General features: G+C 41.6%; 14 protein-coding genes and 1 other annotated feature. All 14 genes read right to left on the bottom strand.

Features of this window, described 5'->3' with window-relative positions; genetic code table 11:
- Window positions 1-114 precede the first annotated feature (114 nt).
- The 14 genes from rlmN to IGI54_RS03305 all read right to left on the bottom strand — a co-directional run bounded on the left by rlmN (window position 115) and on the right by IGI54_RS03305 (window position 17762).
- Window positions 115-1182: a 23S rRNA (adenine(2503)-C(2))-methyltransferase RlmN gene (rlmN, locus tag IGI54_RS03370; protein ID WP_216429614.1), complete on the bottom strand. Its 1068-nt coding sequence runs from the start codon at window positions 1180-1182 to the stop codon at window positions 115-117.
- Between the two features lie 150 nt (window positions 1183-1332).
- A complete protein-coding gene (locus IGI54_RS03365; protein WP_430621158.1) occupies window positions 1333-3732 on the bottom strand; it encodes a DNA translocase FtsK in 2400 nt (799 codons plus the stop codon).
- Between the two features lie 75 nt (window positions 3733-3807).
- A complete protein-coding gene (locus tag IGI54_RS03360) occupies window positions 3808-4638 on the bottom strand; it encodes an amino acid ABC transporter substrate-binding protein (protein ID WP_430621157.1) in 831 nt (276 codons plus the stop codon).
- Window positions 4639-4665: 27 nt separating this feature from the next.
- On the bottom strand, window positions 4666-5301 hold the full coding sequence (locus tag IGI54_RS03355; protein WP_313630432.1) for an amino acid ABC transporter ATP-binding protein: 636 nt from the start codon (window positions 5299-5301) through the stop codon (window positions 4666-4668).
- 13 nt (window positions 5302-5314) lie between these two features.
- Window positions 5315-5956 (bottom strand): amino acid ABC transporter permease, encoded by a 642-nt coding sequence (locus IGI54_RS03350; protein ID WP_430621471.1) that lies wholly within the window; start codon window positions 5954-5956, stop codon window positions 5315-5317.
- A gap of 352 nt (window positions 5957-6308) precedes the next feature.
- Window positions 6309-6534, bottom strand: a binding site (T-box leader).
- Between the two features lie 80 nt (window positions 6535-6614).
- Window positions 6615-7706, bottom strand: a complete 1092-nt coding sequence (locus IGI54_RS03345) for a DUF871 domain-containing protein (protein WP_430621156.1) — start codon at window positions 7704-7706, stop codon at window positions 6615-6617.
- 18 nt (window positions 7707-7724) lie between these two features.
- The gene (locus tag IGI54_RS03340) at window positions 7725-9113 is read right to left on the bottom strand and encodes a glycoside hydrolase family 1 protein (RefSeq protein WP_430621155.1); all 1389 of its coding nucleotides are present in this window, start codon (window positions 9111-9113) and stop codon (window positions 7725-7727) included.
- 133 nt (window positions 9114-9246) lie between these two features.
- Window positions 9247-10500 (bottom strand): PTS sugar transporter subunit IIC, encoded by a 1254-nt coding sequence (locus IGI54_RS03335; RefSeq protein ID WP_430621154.1) that lies wholly within the window; start codon window positions 10498-10500, stop codon window positions 9247-9249.
- Between the two features lie 15 nt (window positions 10501-10515).
- The gene (locus tag IGI54_RS03330; protein ID WP_430621153.1) at window positions 10516-11658 is read right to left on the bottom strand and encodes a GNAT family N-acetyltransferase; all 1143 of its coding nucleotides are present in this window, start codon (window positions 11656-11658) and stop codon (window positions 10516-10518) included.
- Window positions 11659-11685: 27 nt separating this feature from the next.
- Window positions 11686-12015: a PTS lactose/cellobiose transporter subunit IIA gene (locus IGI54_RS03325; RefSeq protein ID WP_211272383.1), complete on the bottom strand. Its 330-nt coding sequence runs from the start codon at window positions 12013-12015 to the stop codon at window positions 11686-11688.
- A 13-nt stretch (window positions 12016-12028) separates the two neighbouring features.
- A complete protein-coding gene (locus IGI54_RS03320) occupies window positions 12029-12346 on the bottom strand; it encodes a PTS sugar transporter subunit IIB (protein ID WP_071862190.1) in 318 nt (105 codons plus the stop codon).
- Window positions 12347-12467: 121 nt separating this feature from the next.
- Complete coding sequence (locus IGI54_RS03315) at window positions 12468-15146, bottom strand: sigma 54-interacting transcriptional regulator (RefSeq protein ID WP_379946597.1); 2679 nt, start codon at window positions 15144-15146, stop codon at window positions 12468-12470.
- Between the two features lie 230 nt (window positions 15147-15376).
- Entirely contained in the window at window positions 15377-17452 is a 2076-nt protein-coding gene (locus IGI54_RS03310) for a DNA topoisomerase III (protein WP_430621152.1), read from the bottom strand.
- Complete coding sequence (locus tag IGI54_RS03305) at window positions 17391-17762, bottom strand: DUF1033 family protein (RefSeq protein WP_430621151.1); 372 nt, start codon at window positions 17760-17762, stop codon at window positions 17391-17393. The genes IGI54_RS03310 and IGI54_RS03305 overlap by 62 nt, the downstream gene beginning before the upstream one ends.
- Window positions 17763-17806 lie beyond the last annotated feature (44 nt).

The raw sequence follows: 17806 nt of genomic DNA, 5'->3' as shown, positions 1-17806 counted from the left end.
AGTTTAGCATAGCTAGGTCGAAGTTCATGACTGGAAATTTAGCATGCATACGATTTTCTAATTTGTTAAAGCAGAAAGAAAAACTCCCCCATTTTAAAAATGAGGGAGTTAAACTTATTTTACTGCTGTTTTTTTCATTTGTTTGCTACGTAATTGGCCGCAGGCGGCGTCGATATCGGTTCCGTGTTCTTTACGGATCACACAATTGATGCCGTTTTTCTTCAAGACATCGTAAAAACGTAAGACATCGGCTTTACTGCTACGAGAATATTGGTCATGTTCGCTCACTGGATTATATGGAATCAAGTTTACATAGACTAATTTTTTCTTGTTTTTCATTAAGTCTGCTAATTCTTGTGCATGCTCGGGACGATCATTGACACCGGATAGCATAATGTATTCAAAGGTCACCCGTCGATTGGTCTCTTCAATATAATAATCTACTGCTTCCATCAATTTTTCGATCGGGAAACTGCGATTGATTCGCATGATGGATGAACGAACTTCATTGTTTGGTGCATGTAATGAAATTGCTAAGTTCACTTGCAGACCATTTTCCGCGAATTTTTTGATTTTTGGCACTAAACCACTAGTTGAGACAGTAATATGCCGAGCACCGATCGCCATCCCTTTGTCGTCATTGATTACGTGTAAAAAGTTCATGACATTCTTATAGTTGTCAAATGGTTCGCCAATCCCCATCACAACCACGTGAGAAACCCTTTCGTCTTCGCCACGTTCATCAAAATAATGTTGGACTAACATGATTTGAGCGACGATTTCTCCTGCCGTTAAGTCCCGTTGTTTTTTTAATAAACCTGAGGCACAAAATGTACAGCCGATATTACAGCCGACTTGGGTTGTCACACAAACAGACAAACCGTATTCCTGACGCATTAAGACCGTTTCGATCATTAGATGATCCGGTAATTCAAACAAATATTTCACTGTGCCATCGCTAGCTTCTTGCACGACTAATTGTTTCAGTGGATTGATGATAAAGTTTTCTTCTAACAACGCGATGGTTTGTTTTGAAAGGTTGCTCATGTCGGCAAACTCGGTCACACGACTGCGGTATAACCATTCCCAAACTTGTGTCGCCCGAAATTTCTTCTCGCCGTGCTCCAGAAACCATTCAACTAATTCTTCTCTGCTTAAACCATAAATCGAGGGTTTTTCCAAGGTGATTCCTCCTACTTCTGTTCAATGACTCTCTATGTACTAAAAATCATTTTGAAACATTCGCTACATACTATAACTGATTCACAAAGAGAAAACAATCAACTTTAGAAAAAGAAAAAAATAGTCTAGATTTCTCTAGACTATCTTTCATTATTCATCCAACGGATTTTCTAACTCTTCTTCGACTTTTTCCACTAAAACTTCTCGTGGTTTACTACCGGTAGAAGGTCCAATGACCCCATGATCTTCTAACTCGTCCACGATTCGTGCGGCCCGATTGTAGCCGATGCGGAAACGGCGTTGTAATAATGAGATACTAGCTGTCTGCATCTCAATCACTAATGCTTTGGCTTCTTCATACAAATCGTCCTGCGGCGTTTCTGATGGAGAAGAAGTGGTCTCTTCTGTTGGCATCATTTTTTCTTCGTAATGCGCTTCTTGCTGATCGGACACAAATTCTACGATCTGCTCGACTTCATGATCGGAAATAAAGGCGCCTTGGACCCGGATCGGTTTGTTTTCTCCCATTGGCAAGAACAACATATCTCCCCGACCTAAAAGCTTTTCTGCACCATTACTGTCAATGATCGTCCGTGAATCCGTCCCGCTGGAAACAGCGAAGGCGATCCGGGAGGGAACATTGGCTTTAATAATCCCGGTAATGACATCGACACTGGGTCTTTGAGTCGCCAGTATCATATGAATTCCCGCTGCCCGCGCCATTTGCGCTAAGCGAGTAATGGCATCTTCGACTTCGTTGCTGGCTACCATCATCAGATCGGCTAACTCATCCACGATGACGACAATAAAAGGCAGAATCGGGCGGTTCTGACCGTCTTCTAAATTCTTTTGGATCACTAACTCATTGAAGCCAGAAATGTTTCGCACACCAGTGGCCGCGAATTTTTCGTAGCGCTCTTCCATTTCCTGCACGACTTTTTGCAAGGCTTGCGCCGCTTTTCTTGGATTCGTCACGACTGGCGTCAATAAATGGGGAATCCCATTGTACACATTCAGCTCAACCATTTTCGGGTCAATCATCATAAGCTTCACTTCATTGGGCTTGGCCCGCATCAAGATGCTGGTGATGATCCCATTAATCGACACAGACTTCCCGCTCCCTGTTGATCCGGCAACTAGCAAGTGAGGCATTTTAGTTAGATCCGCAGTTTGGACCATGCCGGAAATATCCCGGCCCAAAGGCACTTCCAAAATTTTATCTGGATGATTCGGTTGTGCTTCAATAATATCACGGAAAGAAACGGTACTGATCGTCCCGTTAGGTACTTCGATCCCGATTAATGACTTGCCGGGAATTGGTGCCTCCATCCGGACATCCTTTGCGGCTAAAGCCAAGGCGATATCATCAGTTAAATTAACGATCTTGCTGACCTTTACACCGACCGCCGGCTGGACTTCAAATTTAGTAACAGAAGGTCCCAAGCTGGCTTTGACTACTTTGGCATCGACGCCGAAGCTGTTAAAGGTTTTTTCTAAGACCTTAATATTTTGCTCGATCTTTTTATATTCGTCGCTTTGATCCGTCGCTGGAATCGAATCTAATAAGGTCGATGGCGGTAATTGATAATCGTGATCCTCCGGCTCCGCGTTGATCTCAAATTCAAGATCGCCTGGATCTTCCAGTTCTTCTTCTGGTTGCTCCCTTTTTTTCTGGGGTGCGGGTGCCACTGATTCCAAGTTTTCCTGGAATCCTTCAATCGGAACAAGCGTCATTTGTTCCGGCTCCCGCTCGACTTTTTCTTGATTTTCTTTTGCCAACTGCTCACCGGGAGTCAACGAGCGCACTCGATTTTTTTCCCGTTCGACTTGCTCTGCTTTCAACGCTGCTTTTTCGGCAGCTTGTTTTTCTGCCTTAGCTTGCGCTTTTTGAGCATGGCGTTCTTGTCGTTTTTCATCTCGCAAAGCTTTTTTTTCATCAGATTCAGATAATTTTTCTTTCAGTGTCTTCGTAAAACTGGCTAAATAATCAGTGACTTGATTAAAGTCTAATAAGCTGAATAAGAAAACACCTAGCACTAACAATAAGACCGCGATGATATAACTGCCAATCTGAGAAACTAGAAAATGACTGAGGCTATAAAGTGCGCCCCCCACCATTCCGCCACCAACGTTTTGGGTGATTTGATTGCCTAAAAGATCGACCCTCAAAAGATCCCAGGTTGTTTTCAATACATTCGGATTTTGACTTTCAACATTCGCAAATAATCGAGCATGTAAAATCAACAAAATGCCTAAATAAAAAATCCCGATGCCTAACCAGCGCCGCGGCTTCGTTAGTCGCAGCTTCGTATTTTTGGCGACTAAGAGCGCGCCGTATAAACCTAAAAGCAAGGCTAGGAACTGATACGTATTGCCGCCGATCAAACGTAGAACGTTGGCGATCAGATTTCCGAGAAAGCCGAGACTAAATAAGGAAAAGACTGCGAACAGGATGAATAAGATACCGATTCCGATAATCAGGCGCTGTTCTTGCAGTTGTTTTTGTTTTTTTGTTTTTCTTTTTTTCTTGGTACGCTTTTTCTGCGCCATGCTATCCCTCTTTTCATTCTGTTCTATTATACAAAAAAAAGAAGGCGAACAAAAGTTTTGTTCGCCATTTCCTGTTTATTCTTTTGGTAATGATAATTCTTCGCCAAACCATTTCTTAGAGATTTCAGCGTACTTACCGTCTTCTTGTAATTTCTTGAAGGCATCATTGATTTTTCCGACTAATTCTTTGTCGCCTTTCCGTGCACCAACCGCGAAATCCTCATTCTTGAAGCCGACACTTGAAATATTGTATTTATCCAATTTATTGGCTTTTTTCAAGTAGTAGTCCGCATACACTTTATCAATCAATAGACCGTTGATCCGGCCATTTTCCAAATCGATCATCGCCTCATTGAAGCTGGCATATAAAGTAGCGTCGTTGTCCTTAACAATGTCTTTTAACAGCTTAGGCTCATTGCCAAAGGCTTCATAACCAGAAGACCCTTCTTGCGCACCTAAGATTTTATCTTTCATCTCGGAAGCTTTGGTAATTCCGCTATCTTTTTTCGTGACTAAGACTTGTTCATTTTGTGCGTATGGATCACTGAACAATACTTTCTTTTCCCGCGATTTCGTCACAGTGTAGCCATTCCAAATCAAATCAATCGTACCATTGTCTAATTCATTTTCTTTCATTGACCAATCGATAGGTTGAAAATCGGCTTTGATGCCATATTCCTGGAAGACTGCTTTGGCCAAATCAACGTCAAAACCGACGATTTTTCCAGCTTCATCTTTAAAACCCATTGGCACAAAAGTATCATCTAAACCGATCGTTACTTTTTTATCTTTTTCGATCGTTTTCCAGCTGTCGTCACTGCTGCTCGCTTCTTTCTTGCCACAGGCACCTAAGGTCACTAAAGTCAAAACGGCGACCATTCCCAAAATAATTTTTTTCAATTTCATACGAACTCCTCCTACTTCATTTATGTTTTATTTAATTGGTTCCACCTTTAAAACTTTATCGCCGATCGCTTCAGCAAATACTAAGTCATGGGTTACGACGATCTGGGTCACGCCATCAGCCTTCAAGCCTAAGATCAAATTCTCCACTTGCTGCCGTAACGCAGGATCCAGTGCACTAGTTGGTTCATCATAAGCTAAGACCTTCGGATTCATCGCCATTGCCCGTGCGATCGCTAGCCGTTGCTTTTGCCCGCCAGATAATTGGTAAGGATAATTATTTAGCAGCTCTTCGATTCCCAATAAGCCGGCTAAATCTTTCGCTTTAGCTAGATAGGTTTCTTTATCTTGCTTTAAAACCAGTCGTGGACCGATCGTAATATTGTCTAAGACACTTAAATGTGGAAACAGTTGAAAATCTTGAAAAACGACCCCCACCACTTGCTCTTTATTTTTTGCCCCACTAGGATCAAAAGGCTGACCGTCTAATAAGAAAGTCCCGCTATCAGCTGTTTCCAAGCCTGCTAATGTTCTTAATAAGGTGGTTTTACCGCCGCCGGAAGGCCCGACGATCGCTAAAATCTGCCCATCCGGAATGACTAGATCCAAATTATTGATGACTTTTTTTGTTCCGAAAGATTTGTTTACTTTTTTCAATTCAATCATTTTTTTCACCCGCCTAACGATAATAGTTCAAACGATTTTCTAATTGCTTCAAGATGACCGAGACAACGGCCGTCATTACTAAATAAATAATCGCTACGCCAAACAATGGCAACAACGTCGTGTCACGTTCCATCGCGATTTTTCCTGCCCGCATCACATCAGATAAGCCTAGGATATAGACCAATGAAGTGTCCTTGACTAAATTGATGACCTCATTTCCAACAGAAGGTAAGACGATCTTCACTACTTGAGGAATGATGATTCGTGTGACTGTTTGAAGTGGATTCAAACCAATTACTTTCGACGCTTCGTATTGTCCCACCGGGATTGATTGAATACCGCCGCGGAAAATCTCCGCGTAATAAGCCGCGTAGTTCAATACGAAAGCAAACAGCGCTGCTTCAAAACGATCAAATACGATGCCGGCCAATGGCAATCCATAAAAGACAAAGATCAATTGCAGCAGCAATGGTGTTCCTCGCATGATCCAGACGTAAAAGCGAATGATCCATTGTAGCGGTTTGAAGCGGCTGGCTAAGCCAAAGGATAAAATGATCCCTAGAGGCAACGACCCTAATATCGTATAGCCAAATAATTTCAGTGTAATTTCTGCCCCTTGTAATAATTGCGGCATGACTTCGATCAAATAATTTATCATCCCAATATCCCTCCATTTTTTTGAAAGCTGTTTGACTTTCAAAAGTGTTTAATCTTGAAGCAAGTTCGCTTTAGCTAGGGTAGAAATGTCAGCTAGCCCCAACAATGGTAATCTTTTTCCAAAAACCAGAAAAAGATTTTATCGTCGTACGCATGCCATTTTCCTAATCTGCTGGTCATCTCTTGGTCAAAGCAGAAAAGAAAAACTGGCAAAAAAAAGTCCTCTGGTATTTCTACCAGAGGACGTTTGCTACGTGGTTCCACCTCATCTTTGTTCTCTTCTCGCAAAAAGAACCTCGATAGGTCAATAACTAGTTTGAGAAATAAAAAAAGTCCTTTAGCCGCTAGGGCTAAAGGACGTGAATTACGTGGTTCCACCTTTTTTTATCACCGTCTCACAACGAGCGATCTCAACTGGTCAATTGACCTCTGCTATAACGGGCACTCCCGGATCAGCCTACTTGATTCAACTAATCGACTCAAAGATGTGGTTCACAAATCATCGTTGTCTCTTTTCACCAATCAGAGACTCTCTGGGAACAAATGAGCTGCTACTCTTCTTTTCATTGTCGTTTGATTAAGTTGAGTCATACTTTACACGCCTTTAGAGGGTTTGTCAATAAAAAACCTTCATCTTTTTATCATGAACTTCAAATTTAGTTTTTAGCAACAAATTGAAATTTCGTCCACGGTTTTAAAAAGTCCAGCATAATTAATTCAGCTTGCGGAATTTTTCCGACTAAATTTTTACGGGCATCGCTATGAGGTTCCAGAACAATTTGTAATTCATTTTTGTATTTACCGAATTCTTCATTGCCTACGACGACATCGCCAACTTGAAATTCTTGGGTATTATCATGAACCGGATTGGCAACGTCCGCGTATTTGACTCGCACCATTGTTGAGCGAACCGCAGTAGAGGTAATATCTCCTCTGCGGAAATGTTTCGGATCAGCCACGATTTTTTGCTCGACTTCGGTTACATCTGGTACAAATTCGATGCCTAAGCTGACTTTGTAACGATCGACTGCCGCTACTTTTTCCAACTCTTCATCAGAAGCATAAGCATTCCCGATGATCACCGTATCGATCAAGCCTGTCGCAAACATATGACGCGCTTGCAAATCAATCGGTAAATGACGATGCATCTCTAACGTTGGTAAGCCATCGTTGACATCCCACGGACCATATTCCGCTGATTGGCTCGTAATAAATGCAGCCGTCTTGATCCCATGATTTTTGAATCGTTTGCTGCAATCAATAAAGAAATCATATGGTAGTGCCGAACCTTCTTGCGGATAAAAATTATGACAGCCGTAGATAAACGGTTCGTTCGCTTCATAGGATAAAATATTATCAAGATAAGCCACATTATTACTCATGTTCAACTCAATCGCCAGACCTTCTGGATTATAGCTTAACATCGCTTCTTTATTGCCATCGAAGCCTTCGTCTAAACGAATTCCTTCAGCTCCTAACTCAGCAAAAAAGCTCAGGTCATCATAAGAGATCCCTAAGTCGTTAAAAATCGAAGGAGCGATATCCAGTACCGTTTCCATTCCTAACTCTTTCGCATAATGGATAATGCTACCGAATTTCTCGCTGACTTTCTCTTTACCTTCAGTTACCTCTAGCATACTCATGAAGATGCGAGTATAGCCAAGCTCCGCTGCCTTTTTGATATAATCGCGATCAGCTTGCGGATCGCTATGATCGGGATAAACCGAAATACCTAATTCACGTTTCATTCGTTTTCCTCCTGCTTCTTAGTCGTCTAACCCATTTTGTTCCGCTACTTCTTTGAACCAGTAGCCAGATTTTTTGACCGTTTTAATTTGCGTGTGGATATTATTTGAAATGAAGCCATAGCGATTCTTATAAGAATTCAACCAAGACCAGCAATCAATTGGTGTCCACATGTGGTAGCCAAAACAATTGGAGCCTTCTTCGATTCCTTTATGCAGCCATTCTAAATGCTCTTGGACAAAATCAATCCGGTAGTCGTCCTCGATCATACCTTCAGCGTTTTTGAAACGGTCTTCGTTAGAAACACCCATTCCATTTTCAGAGACATACCACGGAATATTTTTATAATTTTCTTTGATGTTCACCGCGATATCGTATAAAGCTTTTGGATAAATTTCCCAACCGCGGTCTAAGTTTACACGACGGCCTGGCATATCATAGGCATCATAGTAACGGTCTGGCATCCATTCACCAACAGAATTTGGTGCTACATCGGGAGCCTTCACCCGATTTGGATGATAGAAATTCACTCCTAAGAAATCAACGGTATTGTTTTTTAAGATTTCTTTTTCTGCATCGGTTGTTTCCCACAAGACTTTGTCCTGCGTCAACAATTCTTCCAACTCAGCTGGAAAATGTCCGTAAACTGCTGGTTCTAAGAACATTTTGTTGTTCCAAAGCTCCGCGATTCGGGCTGCCTCTTGGTCTTCAGGTGCATCAGAAGCCGCGTACGTCGGAGTCAGATTTAAAATCGTACCGATTTGTGCATCTTTGATGTTTAATTTACGAAAAGCTTGGATCGCTTTTGCTGACGCTAAGTTCAAGTTGTAAGCTACTTGGACTGCTTTCTTTCCGTCAACAATATTTGGATAGTGGAACTGGAATAAATACTCCCCTTCAACAACGACCATTGGTTCGTTATGAGTCGCCCAGAATTTTACTCGATCGCCAAATAATTCAAAACATTTTTGGGCAAAGCCAACATATAAGTCCACGACTTTTTTCGATTCCCAGCCGCCGTATTTGTCGTAAAGCTCAACTGGCAAATCAAAATGATGCAAGTTCATGACGGGTGTCATACCTTCAGTGATCATTGTGTCGATGACATTGTTGTAAAAATCAACTGCGTCTTGATTCACGGTATCGGTTTCTAAATCATCGATCAAGCGGCTCCATTGAATACTCGTCCGCAGGCTATTCATGCCAATAGAGCGCATCATATGGATGTCTTCTTTATAGCTGTTGTAAAAGTTTGAAGCCGTGTCTGGCCCTACTTGGTTATGGAATTTCTCTGGTTCGATCTCATAATGATAATCAAACACATTCGCGTGCTTTTTGTTAAAACGTCCTTCGCTTTGCGGACCTGATGTGGCAGCACCCCACCAGAAATTCTTTGGAAAATTTTTCATTATAAAGCTCCTAACTTTTTTCTAAGTCTATTGTTTTGAGATTTTTTGTTTTCGGGCGCTTAAGCTACCTGTATTATCAGATAAAAAGAAAAGGGATTAGGGATCGAGTGATCCTTAATCCCCATCGTATTCCTTAAATCTCAGTTCCTTTTTTCAATTCTAATCTAGTAGATAGAGATACAAATGGTACATACATTACAATAGCGATCACTAAGTTAACTGCAGCAAGAATTGCTCCTGAAATACTTTGTGTTGCTAAGAAACCGCCAATGATTGGTGGTGTAACCCAAGGTGGCATAACAGTTGCGGCTGGTACCCAGCCAAATTTCGTTGCAAAGTAAGCAGTGGTTACACAGACCATTGGTGTCAAGATAAATGGAATGAACATGACTGGATTCAATACTAATGGCAAACCAAACATCAATGGCTCATTGATGTTGAAAATACCAGGAGCTGCGGCCAAGTTGTTTACGACCATGAATGGTTTATTTTTACGTCCAACTAAATAGATTGCGATAATTAAACCAATTGTTACCCCAGTACCACCCATGTTTACGAATGAGTCAATAAATGGTTTGTTAACGATATAAGGTGCTGCTTTACCAGCTGAGATTGCTGCATTGTTCGCTTCAATCGCTGGCGCATTGATTGCTTGCATGAATGGGTCGATCATATTGGCACCATGTAATCCGAAGAACCATAAGAATGGTGTGATAAATGCGATCAATAATGCTGAACCGTATGAATTAGCTAAGCCCATGAACGGTTCTTGAACCATTGCATAGAAAGCCGCGAACATATCTTCAACGCCAAAACCGGCAATGATTGCTGCAATTACACCAAAGATCGAAATTGTGATCATTGCTGGGAATAAAGAAGCAAATGAACGTGCAACTGCTGGTGGCACGCCATCAGGCATTTTAACAACTAGTTTGTCATTACCAACTAAACGAGTGAAGATTTCAGCTACTAACATACCTACGATCAAGGCAACGAATAAACCAGAAGAGTTCATTCCGCTTGTAGCAGCTCCTAAAGTGAAGAATGACGCAACAGAGACAACCCCTGTTCCGATTGGATCTTTACCAACACCTTTAGCTAAGTTGTAAGCAACTAAAAACGCGATAAAGACTGAAAGAACACCAAAGGTTCCGTTCCAGACAGCGCCGCCGAAGCCTTTCCATGCTTCACCGCCAAAAATACCGTTCATGAAATTTTGGAAAGCTGGAATTGGCAAATTGTTGATCATTACTGCTAATGCCCCTAAAATCATTAACGGCATGGTTACTGTGAAGGCATCCCGAATCGCTACTAAATGACGCTGGTTCCCAATTTTAGAAGCGTATGGGATAAAGTGTTTTTCCATAAAATTGATAAATTTATCCATTGTATTTCCCCCTGTTTAAAAATAGTCGTAAAAACTTTGTTGCCCTTTTGGAAAGACATCCGTGTCAAAGTCCTTTGACGTTGTGACTTTTCCGAGAAAAATCCCCTCGGTTAAAGTCAGCTCCCCTAGTAATAATTCGCTCCATCCATGAATGGACGCTTTAATATCGCCTGCTTGTTGAACTTTTCGGCACATTCCCTGACTGACTAGCCAGCTTCCCACATTCCAAGGACATTCTTGGTCTTCCGTTACTTCAATAATAATTTCTTTTTGACAAATTGGAAAATGTGGTAATAATTGCTCAATGTCAATAATACGACTCATCATATAAGGTTCTAAAGTAATCGAAAGTGCTTCTTGTTCACGGAAACATTTTTCAATCCGTTCGTGAACAGGTGCGTGATAAAGAAATTCTTCAAATGATGAGACATGGGCCTTCAAGTACGTTAATAATTTGCGCAAAGCGAATACGTCTTCGTAGACGAGCTCGTCGACTAATAATGTGGTTCCTTGCATTCGATAAATCAGATACCCTTTAGCTTCACCCGCCTCGTCGAAAGCAACGGCATAAAAACGATGGGCATAATAGTGATTCAGACGTTCCCACCACCAGTCTTCCCGGACGACCGTTCCAACTTGCTGCTGCATTAATAAACGTTGATAAAGCTTTTTGATCTCTGATTCCATCTGTTGCCAAGATCCGCGTTTCACACTCCCCCTTTTTTCACTCGTCAAATAATTAAAAGCTAGCGCCGGTATCCGATAGGTCTTACGACGACTGGTCGGTTCATAGCCGAATTGTCGATAAAAATCTTCTGAGAAAGGTGCGAGCTGCGAGACAGCCACTCCTTTTTGATGAAGATCCGACAAAAGCTCCAGCATAATCGTACTGATGCCGCCTTTTCCCCGATATTCAGGATAACTGGCGACATAACCAACGCCGGCCATTTTGACTCTTTGGTTAAAAAGTTGAATTTCAAAGTGATTCGCCATCACCAAATTGGTCAATTCATCGTCTTGATACACGCCATAACAATCAGCATGCTCATAACGAGATAGAAAAAGCGAATCGTCAATGATCGGTTGTTGTTTCTTAAAAGCGTATTCAATCAAACCTGTGATCGCTTTCAAACTGTTCTGATCACGTGTTAATTTCATTGAATCACTCCTCAATCTATTTAAAATTTATTCGTTACTTAAACGTTGATACAATTCAACGACTTCTTTTGCCATATCATTGAAAGTCAAGCTCGTCATCAAATGGTCTTGGCTGTGAACCGCTAACAAAGTTACAGTCATCGGATTGCCGCTGGCTTCCTCTGTCAATAGACCAGTTTGAGAATGATGGGCTTCCACTAATGCTTGATCTGCCGCAGTTAATTTTTCTTGTGCCAAAGCAAAATCTCCTGCTTTAGCAGCTTGAATCGCTTCCATTGCATCGCTCTTAGCATTGCCGGCATTGATAATCAATCCCATAACGGCTTCTAATTGTTCTTGACTCATTGTTTCACTCATCTTTTTTAGCTCCTTACTTCATTAAATTAAGGGCAGTAGTTAAAACAGCTTCACCGTTCATCATGCCATAATCTTTCATATCAATTACGTCAACAGGAATTCCTGTGCTTGCTAATTTTGTTTCAAATTGGTTTTTCATAAAACGAACTTGTGGGCCTAATAATAAAACATCAACAGGTTTGCTTGCATCTTCTAATTTTGAATCCGCTTCCGATGCAGAAACTGCGAAGATATCAGATTCTAATCCTTGAGCTTCCGCTGCTTTTTCCATTTTTGTTACTAATAAACTGGTGCTCATCCCTGCTGCACAAACTAGCATAATTCTTTTCATAATCGAACACTCCTCAATTTTTTTATTGTTCACTTTATATAAAGCAATTGGCGTGCCAACTTTTTGGACACACAGAAGTCGAGATGATAAGGTTTTCAAGATACACACAAAAAAACTAGGATTACACACTGTGCAATCCTAGTTCTACGCGATTATCTTCTAGCGTTTTAACAATGTAGGCGATGTCATCCTCGGTAAAACGAACTGAAAATTGTTTTTCCAGTAGCGACAAGCTAGCAGCTGTTTGATTGAAGCATAAACGATTTTGCTGATGAAAATACTTGACGTTCTCAAAGGGAGGTCGTTCTTCGGCTTTTTTGATTTTATCAATCAAGAAAGCAATATGAACACTCAACGCTTGCAAGGCCGTATTCTCAATAATCAATTCCTGATCTTTGCGAATCGTCTGTAACGCATCATCAATTACTAGAAATAACGTTTTTACATCTAGCTCTGGTGAAAAGTTTTTCGTCAAGGAGTCCACCATCTCTGGTAACGTGATCTTGCTTCCTAATAAATCTTGGAATTCTAAAATCTTTTCGCGTTTGAATAAATTCATTGCTGGAATAAAAGGAATCTTTTGATAGTGGATCTCCATCGTCCCCACGATCGCTACGATATCTTTGTGCGTAATTAGTTGATCGATGCGATGTTTGAAACTTTCTCGCTCCAGCGACTGCATTTGAATGACTTCAAATTCTTCGAGGTTGACGATTTGAGAAACGACTTCATTCAAGCGTTTTGACACGCCTTCGCCGGTGAAGCAGGCAACGATGATCACTTTCTTTTCATCTTTCGGCGTTGGTTCTTCCAAGCGGACCATTGTTTGGAACATCGAGATCACGCTGGTATAAATTTCTTCAAGGGAACGACCTAGCGTTGCCAGACGCAGACTTTCTAAAACCAGCATCGTACTAGCCATTGAAATGACCCGCGTGCGAATGCCCATCTCATGATAGATTAAATTCCCAAAATTATTCGGTGAGCCCATATCTGTCAACAAGATGATCCCTTCCGTAAAGTTGTCTCGCTGACCTTGTAAATAATTTTTGATTTGAGCATACATTTCTTCCGTATCCAGCGTCAAAGGCATATTAAAGGCAATCCCTTTGGTCGTTCCTAATAACTCTTGAACGGTCTCTAGCATACTAGATGCCGTCGATTTTCCGTGCATGATCACAAGGATCGCTACTTGCTTCTCGTCGATTTTATGTTCCTCGTGGCTGTCCATCGTCAAGAACATGGTGATAAATCCGATCTCATCCAGAGGAATCATAATATTATAAGCTTCTTCAATCCGATTAGAAAATTCGATCGCCAATAAAAATTCCTTTGAATAGTTGCGACGGATATCATTTAAGTTGGGATGAGAAATGAATTGATTCCCGCGAATTCGTTCGATCGTTGAGTTAATATGCAGCGCAAAGGCGAAACGCACTTTTTCATCGTATTCGCGATTCATTTTAGCACTAGCAAAGTCGTAGAGATCATTTACCAATTTCCAAAGATCATCGGAAATAATTTCGCGATAGGCATTAGAGTGGGAAAGTTCTTCTACATATGTCTCAAAATATTGATCCACATCGTCACTAATCAATTCTTCTAAGTCGATCTCAGACAGATTTTCCCGACCTAGTTTTTCCAATTTATAGGTGATTGAATTATAGACCTCCATATCCTTATTCGGATCTTGTCCCCAAACAACATCCTCCGCTCCAGGCTTCAAGGTTAAATAAAGATTCTTCTTATCTAAGAAAGGCGTCAGCATATCTTGGACTTCATTGATCCGCAATAAGCCTTTTTGGACCACTAAAGGTAAGTCCTCTTCCACGATCATTAATTTTTCTGAATCATTACTGGTTTGATAATGCAGGAAGGCTTTTGCACAAACCAGTTTCAAGTCCCGCTTTAATTGCCCGATGTTCCCTTCGGCTTTGTATAACAGAAAGGCCAACAAGCTGCGTTTATCGATAGCGATCTCTTGAACTAAGCGATTGGCTTCTTGCTGCAAGAACTCCTTAATAATCCCTAACCGTTCGTCTAAAGATCGTTCAGCCAAAGACGGCAACTCGATCTGCATAGGAATCCGACGATTGAAGGTCGATAAAAACATCGAGCTGGTTTCCGTCGTTGCCCCAATAATTTGTACGGAGGCGTGCTTTTCTTTGCCGTCCCCTAATGAACGAAAGGTTCCTTTGTCGATAAAGGTAAACAGCATCTCTTGGCCTTCTGGTGGTAAACGATGAATTTCATCTAAAAATAAAATACCGCCATCGGCTTTTTCCATTAAGCCTTCGCGTGTTTCTTCCGCACCGGTAAAAGCACCTCGTTTTACCCCAAAAATATGTCCGTAAAGCAGCTGTGGATTTTGAGCATAGTCGGCACAGTTAAAGGTAATAAAAGGCGCGCTTTCGTCTAATACGTCCGCAGCGACCGCGAAACGATACATGCATTCCGCAAACATCGTCTTCCCTGTCCCCGTTTCACCAAAAATAATCGTATGTAAGCCCCGTGGTGGGTATAAAATAGCCGCTTTTGATTTTTGAATCTGACTTTTCAGTGATTCCTCGCGACCAATTAAATTATCGAAGTTAATATGTTTTTCCGCAGCGACCGCGGCTGATTGAAATTTTACTGGACGACCATCAATTTTTTTAACCGAGCCTTCTTTTGTCAGCTCATTCAAATAGCGACTAATATTTGTCCGGTCGATCCCCATTTGATCGGCCAATTCTTGTGCAGTTTGCTCTGCTGGATTGGACCGTAACAGTTCCAACACTTCATCTTTTCTTGATTTCAAAAAAATCCCTCCCGAGAATGGTATAAACCAATCACATTGTAACCCTTTTCTTACAAAAATTCCACTGCACGGCTGCTTCCTCCCGTTTAGATTGTTTAAAACAAACTGAACGAGGGAGCCAGTTAGTTACTTTCTATTATAATCGACATATTTTTCTTCATCAATAGACCTTGTTGCTTCATTAAAACTAAAAAGCTGTTAGACCCGCTTAATCGGTCTAACAGCTAGTATTAGTCTTGCTCTTTCATTGCCGCTTTTAGTGCTGCGGCTAACGGACTTTCTTGTGGCTCCTCTTGATCATTGATCTTCTTCAATAGGCGCCGTTCTTCGTGCTTGGTCATTTTTTTCGAACGTTCTTTTTTATCTAACATTTTTTCTGTCGTTCCGTCGTATTTACAACGGAAGTAGGAACCATTCTTCCCATCAATGATCTCCATCTTGCGATGACATTGTGGGCAACGGTGATTGGAAACCTTCGGATCTTTGCGGCGGCGATACGTACATTCTGGATTGGTACAGATATAGATTTTCCCATCGCGAGTATTTTTTTCGCGTAACGGTGAGCCGCACTCTGGACATTTTTTGGCGGTAATAGAGAAGTCTTGGTATTTTTTATCACTGTGCTTGACTTCACTGACTAATTTTTTCGTATCCGCTTCGATCTCTTGCAAGAATTGTTTGCTGCTGTACTTGCCGTTGGCGATCGCTTCTAATTGTTTTTCCCATTTCTCCGTTAATTCTGGCGTTACTAATGAAGGATTGACCAGCTCTAGCAGCTGTTTGCCCTTTGGTGAGACTTGCAAGCCGCTATTGGTACGCTCCATCAATTCGGACTTGATCAGCTTTTCAATGATTTCCGCACGAGTTGCCGGTGTTCCTAAGCTATGCTTCTCCATCTGGGCTAGCAATGTGCCTTCGTTTAAAGGCTTCGGCGGCGTAGTCAACGCTTTTTCAATCGTAAAATTCGGTACGACCTTCATGCCTTCTGAAAATTGAATCGCTTTTTTATCAGCTTCAACTGGTTTCCAACCAGCTACCAACACTTTATTTTGGCGGAAGGTGAAGCTCTCTTTGTCAAAAGTCACTGTCACTTTTTGTTGGCTTTCTTTATGAGGTTCCGCAAACAAACCTAAGAAGCGCGTAACGATCATATTGTAGATTCGTTGTTCGTCAGTAGATAATTTTTCATACCGAGGCCGTTGTTCCGTTGGTAACAATGCGTGATGGTCGGTGACTTTGCTGTCATTAAAGACTCGTTGTTGTTTGACTTGCGCCCCATTTTTGATATAACTTTTGACCTCTGGCGCAAAGTCTGCGACTGCTTGCAACCGTTCTTTCATCGTCGCCTTCATATCATTCGTCAAGTATTTGCTGTCGGTTCGAGGATAGGTCACGATTTTATGCGTTTCATATAAGCTTTGAACCAGTGACAAGGTTTTTTTGGCAGAAAACTGGTAGCGGGCATTGGCTTCTCTTTGGATTTCAGTTAAATCATACGGCAGCGGCGCCGGCTCTGTTTTTTCCTTCTGACTAATCTCTGTAACCGTACCTTTTTGTTTTCCTAGCTCTTTGACTAATTGCTCGGCATCTACTCGTTCAGCGATGGCATAAGGATTTTTTTGATTTAATTTAGTTTTTTGTCCCTCGACTTCTAAAGAAATCACGTAATAGCTTTGAGGACGGAACTTTTCGATTTTCTTTTCTTGTTGACGGACCATCGCCAAGGTCGGTGTCTGTACCCGGCCGGCAGAGAGGCTGTCTTCATATTTTACCGTCAAGGCCCGCGTTACATTCAAACCTACTAACCAGTCCGCTTTTGCCCGTGCTAAAGCAGAATAGTACAAATTGTCATATTCTTTGGCTGGTTTCAGCTGTTTGAAACCGTCTTTGATAGCTTTAGTGGTCTGAGAAGAAATCCATAACCGCTTAACGGGCTTTTCAAATCGAACATACTCTAAGATCCAGCGAGCAACTAATTCTCCTTCACGACCAGCATCGGTGGCGATCACTGCCTCCGAGATATCTTTACGCTTCGCTAGTTGTTGAATCGCTTTTAATTGTCCACGAGTTTTTGGTAACGGGGTAATCCCGATCTGCTTTGGAATCATCGGTAATGTTTCCATTTGCCAACTTTGCCATTCCTTGTTTAGATCCTCTGGCATTTTTAGGCTCAATAAATGACCAAGGGCCCAAGTCACGACAACATTGGGTCCTTCGAAATAGTTTTTATTCTTTTGTGTAGCGTTAAGCACCTTGCTCAAGTCTCTTGCAACACTTGGCTTTTCCGCTATAATTAGCTGTTTCATAAAATTCCTTTCTGCTGTCAACCGTCAACGGCTGTTCGTCTTTTAATAGAGCTAGGCCCCAGTACTGTTGTAAATAGTCATCACACTCTTCACACCAGCGTTCGTCCTGCTCTTTCCAAAATGCACTTAAAAAATTTTGTTTTGCGTTACTATATGTATTGGTATTTCGGAACTCATTCCAGCGATTTTCGTAATAATCGACCGCCTCATCTAAGGAATCAAAGCTTGCCGTTTCTTGGATATCTGCCTGCCACTCTTCAAAGAACCACCAAGGTTCATTATCGCCATACATCGTGATTACTTGATACATCCTCGACCCTTCTTTCCACCTCAATCATAAGTACCTTGAAATAA

It is taken from the genome of Enterococcus sp. DIV0800 (assembly GCF_050559735.1).
Taxonomy (GTDB): Bacteria; Bacillota; Bacilli; order Lactobacillales; family Enterococcaceae; genus Enterococcus_A; species Enterococcus_A devriesei.
The sequence above is the reverse complement of the archived record's forward strand: the minus strand, read 5'-3'. Positions and strand labels throughout refer to the sequence as shown.

What these genes read in the sequence shown, in the direction of transcription:
- IGI54_RS03310 (WP_430621152.1), bottom strand. Translation starts at nt 17,452, where the DNA reads ATGAAACAGCTAATTATAGCGGAAAAGCCAAGTGTTGCAAGAGACTTG.
- IGI54_RS03360 (WP_430621157.1), bottom strand. Translation starts at nt 4,638, where the DNA reads ATGAAATTGAAAAAAATTATTTTGGGAATGGTCGCCGTTTTGACTTTA.
- IGI54_RS03345 (WP_430621156.1), bottom strand. Translation starts at nt 7,706, where the DNA reads ATGAAACGTGAATTAGGTATTTCGGTTTATCCCGATCATAGCGATCCG.
- IGI54_RS03320 (WP_071862190.1), bottom strand. Translation starts at nt 12,346, where the DNA reads ATGAAAAGAATTATGCTAGTTTGTGCAGCAGGGATGAGCACCAGTTTA.
- IGI54_RS03335 (WP_430621154.1), bottom strand. Translation starts at nt 10,500, where the DNA reads ATGGATAAATTTATCAATTTTATGGAAAAACACTTTATCCCATACGCT.
- IGI54_RS03325 (WP_211272383.1), bottom strand. Translation starts at nt 12,015, where the DNA reads ATGAGTGAAACAATGAGTCAAGAACAATTAGAAGCCGTTATGGGATTG.
- IGI54_RS03365 (WP_430621158.1), bottom strand. Translation starts at nt 3,732, where the DNA reads ATGGCGCAGAAAAAGCGTACCAAGAAAAAAAGAAAAACAAAAAAACAA.
- IGI54_RS03330 (WP_430621153.1), bottom strand. Translation starts at nt 11,658, where the DNA reads ATGAAATTAACACGTGATCAGAACAGTTTGAAAGCGATCACAGGTTTG.
- IGI54_RS03355 (WP_313630432.1), bottom strand. Translation starts at nt 5,301, where the DNA reads ATGATTGAATTGAAAAAAGTAAACAAATCTTTCGGAACAAAAAAAGTC.
- IGI54_RS03340 (WP_430621155.1), bottom strand. Translation starts at nt 9,113, where the DNA reads ATGAAAAATTTTCCAAAGAATTTCTGGTGGGGTGCTGCCACATCAGGT.
- IGI54_RS03305 (WP_430621151.1), bottom strand. Translation starts at nt 17,762, where the DNA reads ATGTATCAAGTAATCACGATGTATGGCGATAATGAACCTTGGTGGTTC.